Genomic DNA, 15299 nt, shown 5'->3' on the forward strand with positions numbered 1-15299 from the left:
GCTCGAATGTCGCCGGTTACTTCCGCTTCGGCGGCAGTGACCTGGCGTACCCGACCCCGCGCTCGATCCACTCCCGCAGCACCGTGTCGTCGTCGGCCGCGTCGGCCGCGAGATACAGCCAGCCGACCATCTCCTTGCCGCCCATCACCATCGGCTCCACCACATCGAGCTCGAGCAGCTTGCTGTTCTCCTTCGGATCGACCCGGACCAGCATGCCGCCGTTCCTGCTCGCCGCGACCGCCATGTTGCCGTTGATCAGGAAGGCGAGGCCGCCGAACATCTTCCGCTCGCTCAACTCGGGGCCCGGGGTGATCATCAGCCGAATGCGATCGGCCAGTTCCTCGTCATATGCCATAGCGGCATTGTCGTCCCAGACACCGACACATTCAGCCGAACGCGCTCACGCCCCGATCGCGCCTGCGAACACCGGCCAGGAATTGTGCACGTCGTCCTGCCAGTAGGTCCAGGCGTGGGTGCCTGCCGGGCGCAGGTTCGCGGTCACCGGGATGCCGAGCGCGCGCAGGCGATCGATGAACGGCCGGGTGCAGCCGCTGACAAACGTCTCCATGGCGCCGCCGACCACCACCCGGTCGACCAGCCGCGCGGGGTTGCCGTCGACGCCGGGGTCGCTGATGTCGTCGTGTTCACCGGGGGCGCCAGTGCCCGCCGACACGTAGAGCGCTAGCCCACGCAGGCGCTCCGCCTGCACCATCGGGTCGTGTTCGATCCAGGCCGGGTTGTCCGGCGCGCCCCACATGTTCGCCACATTCGCACCGAACACGGCCAGCTGCGAGGTGACCATCGCCTGAGCGACCGCGTCACTGGTGCGCGGGCAGCCGCTGAAGGCGCCGACCGCCTGGTACAGGCCGGGCGCGCCGATCGCCAGGTTCAACGCGGAGGTCGCCGACATCGACAGTCCCGCAACAGCATTGCGTCCGGTGCTGGCGAACCTGTCCGCGAGCAGCGGCGGCAGCTCCCTGGTCAGGAACGTCGTCCACTGGTTGCGGCCGAGTGCGGCGTCGTCGTGCAGCCAGTCGGTGTAGTAGCTTGCCCGCCCGCCCATCGGGACGATCACGTTGACGTGCTTGTCCGCGAAGAACTCCGCGACATCGGTGCGGCGCGGCCACGGCCCGCCGTCCTCGCCGCCGTCGACCGCGTTGAGCAGATACAGCGTCGGCGCACCGGCGCCGGGATGCGACATCCACAGGGTGATGGGCTTGTTCATCGCCGCCGAGTGCACGACGACCTCCAGCTGCCGCCCGCCGAGCGGCCGCACATCGAGGATGCGGGACTCGGGGTCCGCGGCGGCCGTCGGGGCCGGAACGAGCGCGGCGACCACCGCGAGAACAGGGACCAGGCATCGCTTCAGCCGCCGCATGGAATCGAGTATCTATCAGGGCCACGGCGGCGCCCCGCATTCATCGGGCGTGTTCGCCCACCGAATGAATGCGCAGGTCGGTAATGGCATCGCCGGGCACGTCGGCCAGTTGCAGTCGCTCAGCAATCAGCCAGCGCAGCCGCACCGGCAGATCGGGCGCGACCTGCGTCAGATAGGCGTAGAGCCACTCCGCGCGCTCGACCAGGAAGGGGAAGTCGGTGGTCGTCATCGGGCGGATCACCAGCATCGGCAGCGGGGCGTCCAGGGGACGAAAGTCCTTGTTCCACAAGCCGGAGATGCCGCAGCCCGGATAGAACTGGCCGAGCATACGTCCCTGCGCGACGACGGCCGACTTGCGGTTCAGGTGTGCGGTGTCGACCCGCTCGTAGCGGGTGAGGCCGGGAAAGACGGTGACTGCCGCCACGATTCGGGCATCCTGGCCCGTGGACATGGTGCGGTGGAGCTCGAAGGCGTCGTCCACCGCCGCCGTCATGGTGTCGACGGTGATGTCGTCGCCAGGCACCACGGCGACCCACAGGGTGTGCCGCGAAATCGCACGGCGGACGAAGGGACACACCGGTCCGTCGCGACCCAGCTGCGGATCGGGTCGCACCAGCTGGTCACCGAAGTAGTGAATCAGCGTGGCGGCGTCCGGATTTCGCCGCACCCACGCCTCCGGGTCGTCGTAGATATTGCCCCACTCGAAGCCGGTGCGCGCGCCGACGTGGGTGCGCATCCCTGAGCCGCTCAGGGCTCGCTCCACGCAGGCCCGCGCGGCACCTCCGCGCACACCGCACGCTCTGCGCCGACGGCGATCCGTTCGAGATGCCTGGCCAGAATCGGGCCGATCACCTCGACTACAGCGGCATTGGTGAGCTGGGCGTGCGTCGCCACCACCTGATGTTCGATGAGATCGCCGGTGATGAACGGCCGCCAGATGTCGGCGCCGAGCAGTTCGGTGACGCCGCGGGTCGCCGAAAAGTACAGCAGGTCACCGTCGAAGACGCCGGGGCGGTAGCCGTGCGAGAGCGCGACCCCGTCGACGTAGCCGCGGTGCAGCCGCTCGAGTTGCACGATCGAGAGCCCGGTGCCGAATGACGCACCGGCAGTGGCCAGTTCGGCGGCGGCCTCGGCGGCGGTCACCTCGGGAGCCGCGTCGGCGTCGTCCGGTTCGTCACCGAGCAAGTGGGTCAACAGGTCTCGCATCCTCGGCACCGGCGGCGGGGCCGCATCCTCGGGGATGACCACGCTGTCCAGCATGGTCAGCGCGGCGACGGCAGCACCGTGGGCCCGCAGCCGCACCGCTATCGCGTGCGCGATCTGTCCGCCGAGCGACCAGCCGAGCAGGTGATACGGCCCCTCGGGCTGCACACGGACCATCGCGTCCACGTAGCTGTCGGCGAGTTCGTCGATGGTGCCGATCGCATCGACGGCGCCGGTCAGCGACGGCGCCTGCAGGCCGTAGACCGGGCGGTCGGTGACGTACCTGGCCAACCCCGCATAGCACCAGGCCAGCGGCACCGCGGAATGAACGCAGAACAGCGGTGGGCGAGTTCCCTTGGCGCGCAACGTGAGCAGTACCCCAAGCGCGTCATCGGTGGTCTCCGCGCCGTCGTATCCGGCGATGCGATCGGCCAGCGCCTCGACTGTCGGCGCCGTGTAGAGCCAGCGCACCGTCACCGGAACGTCGGTCGCGGCGGCCAACTCGCCCGAGACCGTCACGCCGAGCAGGGAATTCCCGCCGAGCTCGAAGAAGTCATCGTCCAGGCCGACAGTGGTTCGCCCGGTTGCCTTCTCGAAGCACTCGGCAACCGACTGCTCTATCGGGGTCGTCGGCGCACGGTAGGAGCGCCGCGGCGCCACCGGCGGCGGCAGCGCGGCACGGTCGACTTTCCCGTTGCCGGACACCGGCAATCGGTCCAGCTCGATCAGCGCCGCAGGCACCAACGCCGCAGGGAGGACGGTGCGCAGGCGGCGCAGCGTCGCTGCGGGCTCGAACCGAACACCCCGCGCCGCAACCACATAGCCGACCAACCTGGCCTCCGGCCGTCCCTGATCGGCGACGGTGACCACCGCGTGCTCGACTTCCGGCCCCGCACGCAGTGCCGACTCGATCTCGGCCGGTTCGATCCGCCGTCCGCGCAGCTCGACCTGATCGTCGGCGCGGCCGAGGAATTCGAACGCACCGTCCGGACTCGCGCTGACCAGATCGCCGGTGCGATACAACCGCCGGCCGATGCCGAACGGGTCGGCGATGAACCGCACGGCGGTGCCGACCGGATTCCGCAGATAGCCGTCGGCCACACCGAGCCCGCCGAGGTAGAGCTCACCCCTGGCACCGGGCGGGATCCGCGTCAGGCGCGAATCGAACACCACCGCACGCACTCCTGGCAACGCGGCACCGATGGTGACCGGCTCACCGGACACCATCGCCGCGGTTTGTGTTGCCATCACGGTGGTTTCGGTCGGCCCGTACCCGTTGAACAGTCGCAGGTGCGGTGCCCACGCCCGCACCAGCTCCGCGGGGCAGGCCTCCCCGCCGACGACGACCACCCGGAGCGCGGGCACCTCCGCGGGCGACAGTGTCGCGAGCACCGCAGGCGTGGTGAGGAAATGGGTGCTGCCGCTGTCCGCGATGAGCCGCGCCAGCGCGCCGCCCGCGACCACCGACGGCGGTTCGACGACCAGGCAGGCGCCCGCCGCGAAGCAGGCGAGCAGCTCGAGCAGGTGCGCGTCGAACGACGGTGCGTGCGCATGCAAGACGACCGAATCCTGGCCTACCCCATAGTGTTCGGTGATGTAGTCGGTCAGTGACCCGAGTCCGCGATGCGTGACGAGCACGCCCTTCGGGACGCCGGTGGTGCCCGAGGTGTAGATCAGATACGCGGCGTGCCCCGGCCGCAGCGCGCGCGGCCGCTCCTCGTCATCGATCGCAGTGCTCGCTCGGCGCTCGGCCTCCGCACGGACCCGCGCGTCGTCGAGTGCGAGCCAGGTGGTGCCGCAGGGTAGGGCGTCACGGACCGCGGTGACCGTAAGTCCTTGCCGTGCCGCGGTATCCGCGATCACCGTCGCGATCCGCTCGGCCGGATCGGCCGGATCGACCGGCGCGAAGCAGGCCCCCGTCTTCGCGACCGCCCACAGGGCGAGCACCGACTCCACCGACCGCGGCACCGCGACAACGACGAATTCGCCGGGCCGCGCACCACCTGCCATCAGTTCACGGGCCCACCGCGACGATGCCGCGTCCAGCTCGCGATACGTCATGGTGCGGTGGCCGTCGCGGACCGCGACCGCGTCGGGGCGCAGTCCGGACCGGAGCAGGTCGGGCAGCACCCGGATGGGGCCCGCAGGCTCGTCGACCACCGGAGCGGGCGGTGTGAGGTGCAGAGCCGGTATCGGACAGTCGGATTCGACCGCGAGGAAGCCACCGAGATAGTCGAGGAACATCCGGTGATGCCAGGCGACCAGGTCGCCGCGATAGCGCGCCGGATTGGCGTGGAAGTCGATGCTGATCGACCGCTCGTCCGGGCCCGCCTGGTAGCCGTTCACCAGCAGGTCCTCCACCGGACCGAGCGAAAGCAGCCGCACCTGCCCGGTCAGCGCACCGAGCCGGAACGGCTCGGTGAACCCGAGCACGTTGACCACCGGCCCGAATCCGCCACGCACCACGTGCTGTTGGCCGCGATCGCGCTGCATGTCCTCGGACCGGTAGCGCTGATGCCGCAGCGCGCCGATCACCGCCGAGCGCACCTGCGCGATGGCCGCACCGACGGTGCCGGTGTCGAGACCGGTCAGCCGCAGCGGCACCACATTCGACATCGACCCGGCCGACCGGCGCAGCGCAGCGGTCGGCCGCGCGGTGACCGGCAGGGTCAGGGTGACCTCGGCACTACCCGTCATCCTGGCCAGGTAGCAGGCGAAGGCCGCCACCGCCAGCTCGGGGAAGGTCGCGCCGTGCCTGGTGCGGGCGCCTGCGAGCAGCTCCGCCGTCGCGGCGTCCAGCGTTGCGGTCACCCGGTGCGGTCGCGGTTCCGGTGCGACCGGCCGACCGGCCAGCGCGACCGGCTCCTCGAACGTGGCGAGTTGGTCGCGCCAGTAGTCACGATCGACCGCGGCACGGGCCGAATCCTGGTAATTGCGTTCGTCTTCGAGCAGCTCCGGCACCGAGAGCACCCGGCTGACCGAACCACGTTTTACTGCAACGCTGTTCACCATCGCGCTGTCGTCGGTGATGGTGCTGACCGAACCCGCTGACGCCCGCGATGATTCGTTGCCGAGGACAGGGGCCGAGCGTGCCAGCACGCGTGCGTTCTGCCCGCCCGTCCGCCGGGAACCACGATCGACCAGCAATCGCTCCCCCGGCGATGAACGACTGCCTGCACCATCAATCCCCTGCACCGCAGCAACTTCGGACCGGTACAGCTCCCCCGTGCGGCGCAACAACGCCGCCGCGCCCATGCCGTCGAGCACGATGTGATGACTGCGCAGATAGAGCAGATGCCGATCCGGCGCGACCTGGAACACTGTCGCCACCGTGAGCTGATCGGTACGCGGATCCAACGGCGACCCGTAGTCGCGTTCCATCCGCGCCAACGACGCGGCGATCGGGTCCGGCTCCCCGGTCAGATCGGCGAAGTGGATCGGCAGTTCCGCTGCGGCATCGACATACTGGCGCGGACACCCGTCGACCACCCGAAAACGCACCAGCGGCGACTCCAGCTCACGCGCCGCGCACCGGGCGGAGCGCGACATCAACCCGGTGTCGAGCGGCCCGACCAGATCCAGGTACATCGCCACCGTGATCGGCACCGCAGGCTGCAACTGCTGCGCCACCCACCAGCGCAGCTGCGCCGTCGACAGGGGATGCGTCCCCGGCACTGCGGCGTCGGCTCCGGTCAACACGCCTCCCTCGAATTCGGAAAGCCACCGCTGATTCGTCCTCGAGCAAACTTACGGCATCCACGCCTCGACCAGCCGTTATTCCAGCATGATCGGCGCGTGCGGCCGCTCGTATCGGCGGAGACCACCGCCAGGCAAGCCCAACCCCGGTGTGAAATCGACCATTTTCATGGTCGGGACGGCTCAGCGGGCGCGGAGCTGCACCAGTTCCCGCGCCGCGGTGCGATAGCGATCGACGATGAGCCGAACCACCGCAGGGTGGACGCCGATGGGTTCGGCGACGCCGTCGGCGCCTGCTTCGTGCAGGCGTTGGTGGAACAGACCGTGCGCCAACAGATAGGAGGCGATGAAGATCCGCTCCGAGCCGGAATGCCGAAGGGCAGCAACGACTTCGGGCACTCGAGGGGCGCCGGTGGCGATGTAGGCTAGGTGCACCGTTGCCCTCAGGTGCTCGGTGAGCATGGCGGCGGCGCGGCGGACGTCCTGGCGCGCACGGGCATCCGAGGAGCCCGCGGCAGCGAGGACGACGGTGTCGCCGGGACGCCAGCCTGCGGCACGCAGGCGCATGGTCATGATGCGCGCCAGCGCGGGGTCCGGCCCCATCGCGGGCGTGACCGCAACGGTGGGGTGAGCGCTCTCCGCCACTTCACGCGGCACGTCCTGGTAAACGTGATAACCCGACGCCAAGAAGGCCGGAACCACCACGGCGGGAACGGCATTCCCGGCCGCATCGGTCAGGTCGCGCAGCACCTCGGCCGGGGAAGGACCCAGCACGTCGACGAAAGCGGTTCGGACGGCCGGTAATTCAGGTGACTCGGCGTCGCGCCCCGAAATCGCGACGCCGAGCTCCCTGTGCACCGCCTCGGCGAGCGCGGCGATCATTTGGACGCCCCTGGTGCTCCTGGTGCCATGCGCCACCAGCACCAGGGCGGGAGCACTCACCAGGCCTCCACGGACTGCACGTAACGGGTCGGCCTACCGGGGGCTTGCGGGCCGGACAGTTCGGGACGCGGGTTGTTGTCGATGCATTCCGCGGCGTCGAGGGCGAGCCGATAGCCGCGCTTGACGACGGTTTGGATGGCCTTGGGCGCACCGAGCCCGGCGCGCAGCCTGGCGATCGCAGTTTCCACCGCATGCGTGTCGTCACCGCCGCCCGGCAGCGCGGCGAGCAGGTCTTCCCTGGAGACGACCCGGCCAGGCTGCCTGGCCAGCGAGCGCATCAGCGCCATCGGCGCGGGCGCCAGCTTGCGCACCTCGTCGTCGACGACCACGCAGCCGCCGCGCACGCTCAGGATGTGCCCTGCGGCGTAGATCCGGTTGGCCCGGCGCGGCAATTCCTCGGCGACGTGGCGCGCCAGCGCGCCGAGCCTGGCCCGGCCGGGCATCGACGTGGCCACCCCGAGTTCCTCCAGCGGCGCGGCGGTGATCGGCCCGACACAGGCGGCGAGCACCCGCCCGCGCATCGCGTGCAGCACGGCCTCCAGCAGCCCGGTTTCCTTGGCGCGGATCAACATCGACGCCACGGCGGGCGCACTGGTGAAGGTGACGCAGTCGAGGCTGGAGGTGACGACGCCCTCGATCAGCTGGTCCATCGGCCCCTGATCCTCCGGCGGCACCCACCGGTACACCGGCACCGGAACGACATCCGCACCGGCACAGCGCAATACCTCACAGAAGTCGGGCACCGGCTCCCACTCGGTGGTGGCGCCGTGCAGCTGCACGGCGATCCGCACACCTTCCACGCCCTCGGCGAGCAGATGGTCGAGCACCTCGGCGGAGGATTCCGACGCGGGCGACCATTCCTCGCGCAGTTCGGCAGCGCGGATGGCGCCCTTGGCTTTCGGGCCGCGGGCCAGCATTCTGGTGGTGCCCAGGGTGGCGCGCAGCTCCTCGGCGATGCCCCAGCCCTCGGCCGCCTCCATCCAGCCGCGGAAGCCGATGCCGGTGGTGGCCACCACGATTCGCGGTGGGTCGACGAGCAGCTGGCGGGTGACCCGCTCCAGCTCGGTGTCGTCGGCGAGCGGAATGATCCGGATCGCCGGTGCGGACACGATGTCGGCGCCGCGGCGCACGAGCAGCGTGGCGAGCTCGTCGGCGCGCCTGGCCGCGGTGATGCCGACCGTGAACCCGGCCAGTGTCGTGCCCGAGTCGAGAGTTGTCATGCGCTCACCCATCCGAAGAAGCGAGCGCGGAGGGCACCGGCTCGTTGGAGACCGCGACGACGCCGTCGACGACGCGTACCGCGTAGACCGGCAAGGCTGCCGAGTCGTCATCCAGGCAGCGCCCATCGATCAGGGAGAACGCCTGCTTCAACAGCGGCGAGGCCACGACAGGCACGCCGCCGCGGTCGCCGACGATGCCGCGTGACATCACCGCGGCACGGCCGAAGGGATCGATGTTGCCCACGGCATACAGCATGCCGTCGGCCAGCAAGAATAGGGCGGCCTGACGGCCACAGTTCAGCAACACCGCAACGCCGCGGCCGGGGATCAGGTAGTCGAGCCTGCAGGCCTGCGTCCAACCGGTGCTGGTTGCCGCGGCAATGCCGGGGGTATCGATCACGGTCATCGGTGTCATCCTCCAAACGCCCTACCCATTGGTACAGGCGTCCTGTTTCTGTGCGGTTAAGCCGTCATTTCCCATGCGTAGCGGTGCTGGTCCCGGCCCCGACGACAACTTCCGGCATGCCGAGCAACACCGGCACCTTCCGTGCACCGGAATCGTCGAACGAGATGGTCGGGTCAGCCTCCTCCGGCGCGTTCACGAAGGACACGAAGCGCGACAGCTTCTCCTCGTCCTCCAGCACCGCCGCCCATTCGTCGCGGTAACCGGCGACATGCTTGGCCATCGCGGCCTCCAGCTCGTCGGCGATGCCGAGGCTGTCTTCGCAGACAACCTGCTTGAGGTAGTCGATGCCGCCCTCGAGCGCCTCCTGCCATGGTGCGGTGCGCTGCAGCCGGTCTGCGGTGCGCACGTAGAACATCAGATAGCGGTCGATGTACTTGATCAGCGTCTCGTCGTCGAGTTCGCCGGCGAGCAGCACCGCATGCTTGGGGGTGAGTCCGCCATTGCCGCCGACATACAGGTTCCAGCCTTGCTCGGTGGCGATCACACCGACATCCTTGCCGCGCGCCTCGGCGCATTCCCGCGCGCAGCCGGACACGGCCAGCTTCAGCTTGTGCGGGGAACGCAGTCCGCGATAACGCTTTTCGAGCAGCACGGCCATGCCGACCGAGTCCTGCTGGCCGTAGCGGCACCAGGTGGAGCCGACGCAGCTCTTCACCGTGCGCAGCGACTTGCCGTAGGCATGACCGGATTCCATGCCCACATCGACGAGGCGCTGCCAGATCTGTGGCAGCTGTTCGACTCGCGCACCGAACAGGTCGATCCGCTGACCGCCGGTGACCTTCACGTACAAGCCGAAGTCCTTGGCGATCTGGCCGATGGTGATGAGCTGATCGGGTGTCACCTCGCCGCCCGGCATCCGCGGCACCACCGAATAGGTGCCGTTCTTCTGCATGTTGGCCAGGAAGTGGTCGTTGGTGTCCTGCAGCGCGGCCTGCTCGCCGTCGAGGATGTGCTCGCTCGAGGTGGACGCGAGAATCGAGGCGACCGTCGGCTTGCAGATATCGCAGCCAGTGCCCTTGCCGTACTTGGCGATCAAGCCGGAGAAGGTGCGGATGCCGGTGACCTGGACGATCTGGAACAGCTCGGCGCGCGACTGACCGAAGTGCTCGCACAGCGCCTTGGACATCTCGACACCGGACTGCTCCAGCAGCTTCTTGAGCATGGGAACGCAACCGCCGCACGAGGTTCCGGCGGACGTGCACTTCTTGATGCCCGCGATATCGCAGGCGCCGTCGGCGATGGCGCCGCAGATCGAGCCCTTCGACACGTTGTTGCACGAGCAGATCTGCGCGTCGTCCGGCAGTGCGTCGGCGCCCAATTCCGCACCGGCGGGCGAGATCAGCGCGGCGGGCTCGGCGGGCAGCGGCCGCCCGACCAGCGGCCGCAGCGCGGCGTAGGCGGTGGCGTCGCCGACCAGGATGCCGCCGAGCAGGATCTGCGCGTCATCGGAGACAACAAGTTTCGCGTAAGTGCCCTTGGCGGCGTCGTGCAGCACCACCGACAGCGCGCCCTCGGTGGTGGCGTGCGCGTCGCCGAAGCTGGCCACGTCGACACCGAGCAGCTTGAGCTTGGTCGACATGTCCGCCCCGGGGAATTCGCCGGTGCCGCCGAGCAATCGGTCCGCGACGATCTCGGCGGTGGTGTAGCCGGGTGCGACCAGGCCGTAGCAGGTGCCCTCGACCGCGGCGCATTCGCCGATGGCCCAGATGTTCGGATCGGAGGTCTGCAGCCCGAGATCGGTGATGATGCCGCCGCGCGGCCCGACCTCGAGTCCGCTGTCGCGGGCGATCTGGTCACGCGGCCGGACGCCTGCGGAGAACACGACCAGCGCCGCGTCGATCACCGATTCGTCGGAAAGGCCTACTCGCACACCACTGTCGGTCGCCTCGATCGAGGAGGTGCCGACACCGGTGTGCACGGTGAGGCCGAGGTCGGTGACCAGGCGCTCCAGGATGGCGCCGCCGCCCTCGTCCACCTGCGCGGGCATCAGCCGATCGTTGTACTCGACCACATGCGGCGTAAGACCGAGCTGCCGCAAGGCATTCGCGGCTTCCAGGCCGAGCAGCCCGCCGCCGACGACGACACCGACCGCGCCGGGCCCTGCGGCCTCGGCGGTCGCCCTGATCCCGTCCAGATCGTCGAGGGTGCGGTAGACGAAGCACTCCGGCAGGTCGTGGCCCGGCACCGGGGGCACGAACGGATACGAGCCGGTGGCAAGCACCAGCGCGTCGTAGCCGAGGGTGTCGCCCGCCGAGGTGGTCACCTTGCGTGCGTCCCGGTCGATGGTCTCGGCACGCTGCCCGAGCCGCAGCTCGACCAGCGCGTCGTCGGCGTACTCGTTGCCAGGCAGCGCCAAAGCGCTTGCGTCCCAGGCGCCTACGTAGGACGACAGACCGACCCGGTCATAGGCGGGCAGCAGTTCCTCGCTGAGCACGACGATCTGCCACTGACCTGCCTCGTCCCGCGCGCGCAGCGCCTCGACGAAGCGGTGCCCGACCATGCCGTGCCCGACGACAACGGCGGTCTTGCGCCCGGTCGGATCGACTGAGGGATTCATCGACATTCCTCCTTGACTGTGCCGGCGTCAGGCGCGGGGCGCGGATACGGATGAAAGGCTTGGTGGCGCGGCCTCAGCGGCCAGCACCATGGACTCCGCCGCGACGACGACGTCGGACGCGGCCCGGCGACCAGGCCTGCGCAGGAAGACCGCCCAGGTGACCAGCGTGCAGGCGACGTAGAAGGCCATGAACACCCAGAACGCGGTGGTCGCGGACGCGGTCGAGGCGTAGGACGAGCGCAGCACCAGGTTGATGGCCACCCCGCCGAGCGCGCCGATGGCGCCGACGAAGCCGATCAGCGCACCCGAGGTGTGCTGTGCCCACGCGGCCCTGGCTTCCTGGCTCGCGTCGAGGCTCTTGGACTTCGCGGCGAAGACCGAAGGGATGATCGTGGTGACCGACCCGTTGCCGATGCCGGACAGCACGAACAGCGCGATGAAGCCGGCGACCAGCGCGATCATGGCCGCCCCGCTCGGCACGCCGCCGCTGCGGTCGCCGAGGGTGCTCGCGGCGGCAACCACGACCGCGGCCACCGTCATCGCGGCGAAGATGTACAGGGTGACCCTGCTGCCGCCGACCCGATCGGCCCACTTGCCGCCGTAGGGCCGGGCCAGCGAGCCGAGCAGCGGCCCGATGAAGGCGATCTGCGCGGCGTGCAGCGCGGCCTGCGCCGTGCTGTCACCGCCTGCCTTGAAGCTGATCTGCAGCACCTGGCCGAAGGCGAAGCTGTACCCGATGAACGAGCCGAAGGTGCCGATGTAGAGGAACGCGACCGCCCACGACTGCGGCACCTTCAACGCCGTCAGCATCGAGGACAGGTCCGCCTTCTGGTTGCGCAGGTTGTCCATGTACAGCGCGGCGCCGACGCCTGCCAGCGCGACGAGCACCAGATAGATGGCGCAGATCAGCGAGGCGTAGCCGTTGCCGAGGGTGGCGATGACGAGCAGCCCGACCAGTTGGATGGCGGGAACGCCGATATTGCCGCCGCCCGCGTTCAGTCCGAGTGCCCAGCCCTTGAGCCGCTGCGGGTAGAAGGCGTTGATGTTGGTCATCGAGGAGGCGAAGTTGCCGCCACCGAAACCGGCGAACGCCGCGACCACCAGAAACGTGGTGTACGAGGTGCCAGGCTGATTGATGAAATACAGCGTGAGCAGCGTAGGAATCAGCAGGAGCAGCGCGCTGAAGATGGTCCAGTTACGCCCGCCGAATTTCGCGGTCGCCACGGTGTACGGAATTCGCAGAATGGCGCCGACCAACGTCGGCACCGCGACGAGAAAGAACTTGCCCGCCGGGTCGATGCCGAACGTGGCGGTAGGCATGAACAGCACCATCACCGACCAGATGGACCACACCGAGAACCCGACATGCTCGGCGAACACCGACCACACCAGGTTGCGCTTGGCGACGTCTTTACCGCCTGCCTCCCACGCAGTGACGTCTTCGGCATCCCAGTGCTCGATATCGCGATTGCGCGTGCGCATGCTCAAGAAGGGCCTCCCAAATTCCGGTTGGCCCAACGGTAGGTAACGGGTATTGCGGTAATGCTGCGTGAAATGACCGGCGTATCAACGGTTGCTCACGCGTGTCCGAGATCGAGGGTGAGCACGCGCTTATGTTGCAGGCATGTGACACAGCGGTTTCCGCGGATCACCGAGTGCCTGGCCGGAATGGCAGCGGCCGGTGAGGTGTGACGTACAGCATGGCCACACCGCCACCGGCCCGCAACTCGAGCGTGGTTATCCCCAGGTGTCTTCCAGCATCCGCGGCTTGCATGCCTGCCAGGCGCCGGCGAGCAGCACCAGCACCGCGACGCCGAGCAGCGCGAACGGCGCGAGCCAGCCGTCGGTCAGCGAGTGCAGCACGCCGAACAGCAGCGGTCCGACGCAGGCGACCGCGTAGCCGACGCCCTGGGTGAACCCGGACAGCGCCGCGGAACCACCCGAGGTGTTGGTGCGCAGGTTGATCAGCGTCAGCCCCATCGGGAAGGTGCTCGGACCGATGCCGAGCAGCACCACCCACAGAATGGGCGCGCTCATGGGGGCAACGAGCAGCCCGACGAAGGCAGCGACGAAGAACGCCGCGCAGCCGACCACGATGAAGAAGGGATTGCGGAATCGCGCGACCACGGTGGGTGCGATGAACGCGGCGGCCAGGCCGACGACCGCGAACAGACCGGTCATCGAGCCGCCGAAGCTCGCGCTTGCTCCGGCGTCGCTGAGGATCTTGGGCAGCCAGGTGAACATGGCATAGGTGATCAACGACGTCATGCCGAACATGCCTGCCATGCCCCAGGCGAGCGGCGAACGCCACACCTGCCCGTCCCGCGGCTTGTCGGCAGGCAGCGCGGTGGTGTCCTCGCGATCGCGACCACGCCGGTCGCGCAGCACCCCGAGCCACGGCAGCACGGCCGCGAAGCTGAGGATCGACCACAGCCCCAAGGAGATTCGCCAGCCGTGCGCGTCGGCGACCGGCACCGCGACGAACGCGGGCACCACCGTGCCGAGCTGCACCATCACGATGTACAGCGAGCTGACCACCGCGAGCCGGTCGGCGAAGTACCGCTTGACCAGCGGCGGGATCACCACGTTGCCGATGCCCATGCCGGCAAGGGCGAGGGCGGAGAAGACGAGGAGTTCGGCGGTGCCGTTCAGCAGCACCCGGACCAGCATGCCGGTGCCTGCCATGAGCATGGCCGCCAGCGCGGTGCGTTCCAGGCCGAGCCGCCCGACGAACAGCGGGGTCAGCACGCCGGACAGCGCGAACATCGCGGTCGGGATCATGCCGAAGACACCGACAACGGCCGTGCCGTAGCCGACGTCGGCGCCGATCCGTTCGGCAAGCGGGCTGAATGCGGTGACCGCGACACGCAGGGTGAGTGCCGACATCAGGATGGCTGCGAGCACGAGCAGACGACCCTCGATCAGCGCGCGTCGACGCTGCTCGACCAGTGCGGATTCCGGCCGTTGCTGAGTTTCCTGGAGGGTTGCAGTCACTGCGAAATCATAGGATGACCGGATGATAGGAGGCAACGATTTGTGATGAGCGGTACTCTAGGTCAGTGCAACCAGTCCGGCGCACCAGCCTCATTGCCCAGGTCACCGAGCAGCTGCGTGCCGAAATACGTTCCAGCCGTTGGCCGATCGGCTCTCGCATCCCCACCGAACCCGAGCTCACCGAGCTGACCGGGACGGGTCGAAACACCGTGCGCGAGGCCGTTCAAGCCCTCGTGCACGCGGGGATGCTCGAGCGAAGGCAAGGCTCGGGAACCTACGTGATCGCCTCCTCCGACCTGGGAGGCACACTCGGTAAATACTTCGCCGATGCCGAAGAGCGCGACGTCCTCGAACTGCGGCTCGCCCTCGACACCACGGCCGCCGCGCTGGCCGCGCGCCGCCGCGACGACGGCGATATCGCGAACCTGCTGCAACTGCTCGCCGAGCGGGACAAGGCCTACGACGACGACAACCCGGCCGCCATCGAGGCCGACGTCGAGCTGCATCGCGCCATCGTTGTCGCCAGCCACAACGCCGTCTACCTCGAGTTCTACGATTCGCTGCTGCCCATCATCGAACAGGTGATCCGGGCACGGACATTGAAGTCCGACGACTCGTACCCCGAGGAGCACGCCGAATTGGTGCACGCGGTGATCGACGGCGACCCCGAGCGGGCCGCGTCGGCGGCGAGCTGCTTCCTCAACTCGCTGATCGCCGAATACCCAGACCAGCGATAGGCGTCATTCGCGGCATCGAACAGCAGGGTAACCAAGTCGTCACACGTCGACTGCCCAGCGTGTGAGTCGGAATTGCCGGGAACTTCACCGAGAGCCATAGCGCGGC

11 protein-coding genes are annotated in these 15299 nt (G+C 68.8%); 1 reads left to right on the top strand and 10 read right to left on the bottom strand.

Going from position 1 to position 15299, the window contains the following annotated elements:
- Positions 1-16: 16 nt before the first annotated feature.
- From ACGFNJ_RS08020 to ACGFNJ_RS08065, 10 genes are all read right to left on the bottom strand, one after another.
- Entirely contained in the window at positions 17-355 is a 339-nt protein-coding gene (locus ACGFNJ_RS08020; RefSeq protein WP_393444745.1) for a TfoX/Sxy family protein, read from the bottom strand.
- Positions 356-400: 45 nt separating this feature from the next.
- Positions 401-1378: an alpha/beta hydrolase gene (locus ACGFNJ_RS08025; protein WP_393444748.1), complete on the bottom strand. Its 978-nt coding sequence runs from the start codon at positions 1376-1378 to the stop codon at positions 401-403.
- A 40-nt stretch (positions 1379-1418) separates the two neighbouring features.
- Positions 1419-2141 (bottom strand): DUF6875 domain-containing protein, encoded by a 723-nt coding sequence (locus ACGFNJ_RS08030; RefSeq protein ID WP_393444750.1) that lies wholly within the window; start codon positions 2139-2141, stop codon positions 1419-1421.
- Positions 2126-6280 carry an amino acid adenylation domain-containing protein gene (locus tag ACGFNJ_RS08035; protein WP_393444753.1) on the bottom strand — a complete coding sequence of 1385 codons (4155 nt, stop codon included), beginning with the start codon at positions 6278-6280 and terminating at the stop codon, positions 2126-2128. The genes ACGFNJ_RS08030 and ACGFNJ_RS08035 overlap by 16 nt, the downstream gene beginning before the upstream one ends.
- Before the next feature lie 180 nt (positions 6281-6460).
- The gene (locus ACGFNJ_RS08040; RefSeq protein WP_393444755.1) at positions 6461-7219 is read right to left on the bottom strand and encodes a sirohydrochlorin chelatase; all 759 of its coding nucleotides are present in this window, start codon (positions 7217-7219) and stop codon (positions 6461-6463) included.
- Positions 7216-8439 carry a uroporphyrinogen-III synthase gene (locus ACGFNJ_RS08045; RefSeq protein ID WP_393444757.1) on the bottom strand — a complete coding sequence of 408 codons (1224 nt, stop codon included), beginning with the start codon at positions 8437-8439 and terminating at the stop codon, positions 7216-7218. Before ACGFNJ_RS08045 ends, ACGFNJ_RS08040 begins: the two co-directional genes overlap by 4 nt.
- Positions 8440-8443: 4 nt before the next feature.
- A complete protein-coding gene (nirD, locus tag ACGFNJ_RS08050; protein ID WP_393444759.1) occupies positions 8444-8845 on the bottom strand; it encodes a nitrite reductase small subunit NirD in 402 nt (133 codons plus the stop codon).
- Between the two features lie 64 nt (positions 8846-8909).
- Positions 8910-11462 (bottom strand): nitrite reductase large subunit NirB, encoded by a 2553-nt coding sequence (nirB, locus tag ACGFNJ_RS08055; protein WP_393444762.1) that lies wholly within the window; start codon positions 11460-11462, stop codon positions 8910-8912.
- Positions 11463-11489: 27 nt separating this feature from the next.
- On the bottom strand, positions 11490-12944 hold the full coding sequence (locus tag ACGFNJ_RS08060) for a nitrate/nitrite transporter (RefSeq protein WP_393445895.1): 1455 nt from the start codon (positions 12942-12944) through the stop codon (positions 11490-11492).
- Between the two features lie 255 nt (positions 12945-13199).
- On the bottom strand, positions 13200-14456 hold the full coding sequence (locus ACGFNJ_RS08065; RefSeq protein ID WP_393444764.1) for an MFS transporter: 1257 nt from the start codon (positions 14454-14456) through the stop codon (positions 13200-13202).
- Positions 14457-14521: 65 nt separating this feature from the next.
- Between ACGFNJ_RS08065 and ACGFNJ_RS08070 the strand changes: the two genes are divergently transcribed.
- Entirely contained in the window at positions 14522-15193 is a 672-nt protein-coding gene (locus tag ACGFNJ_RS08070; RefSeq protein WP_069163552.1) for a FadR/GntR family transcriptional regulator, read from the top strand.
- Positions 15194-15299 lie beyond the last annotated feature (106 nt).

The sequence above is a fragment of the Nocardia sp. NPDC049149 genome, assembly GCF_043197455.1.
Classification (GTDB): Bacteria; Actinomycetota; Actinomycetes; order Mycobacteriales; family Mycobacteriaceae; genus Nocardia.